This window comes from Rugamonas violacea (assembly GCF_016461825.1).
GTDB lineage: Bacteria > Pseudomonadota > Gammaproteobacteria > Burkholderiales > Burkholderiaceae_D > Rugamonas.
In genome coordinates this window covers 1-649 of the sequence record NZ_JAEMNU010000112.1, presented here as the reverse complement: position 1 = coordinate 649, position 649 = coordinate 1, and the positions used below count along the sequence as shown (strand labels likewise).

Annotated in this window: 2 protein-coding genes; both read left to right on the top strand. The window is 60.4% G+C overall.

Annotation, left to right across the window (positions count from 1 at the left end):
• On the top strand, nt 1-358 hold a 358-nt coding region (locus H7U20_RS30400), incomplete at its 5' end, for a hypothetical protein (RefSeq protein WP_233410925.1).
• Between the two features lie 30 nt (nt 359-388).
• The coding region (locus H7U20_RS19730) for a hypothetical protein (protein ID WP_199760852.1) at nt 389-649 on the top strand (261 nt) is incomplete at its 3' end.

Sequence of the window (649 nt, the reverse complement as noted above, 5' to 3'; positions counted from 1 at the left end):
GACGTGGCGAGAGGGTTCGAATATCCGGTATGAACATGGCGTATTTAGCGGTGGCACCATTGTAGGCGACTACAAAGTGGAGGTGCTGAGCCGCATTCCAGACGAGGTGTTCCGATATGCCAATTCGGCGCCGGCTCGCGGCATCCGGCTTAGTTTCCGCATCAAGGACGACGGGGTCTTGCTGGCTTGGGATGTGCAAGAGACAGTTGTGCATCATCCAACTGGCGCAAGGGGTTTCGTATATTCCATGCATGGTGGCGACTTCCCCTGCGAGACGAGTCCTTATCAGTCTCATTCCGACTGCACCAACGGTCCGCTCAAAGAAGCTCCTTGGTACACCACCGCATGGGAGCGCTGAGATGTGCTGTCTTCCTTCATGATGTGTCGAATGAAAACGTCACCCATCGCAACCGAGAGGACCGAGCGCGACCAGCTCGGCCGCGTCGTCAAGGTCAGCCGGGTGTCCTATTCGAACGGCAAGCCCGGTCCGGCCCAATGGCTGCTGCGCATGGAATACCAGGGCGACAGCGATGCCCCCGCGATGCTGGCCCGCCCGAGCGTCGTTCCCGGCAAGGAAGTGCGGACGCGCATTCTGTACAACGCCGCCGGACAAGCGCTGAGCGTGACGGAAAGCGGTTGGGCGCCCGCC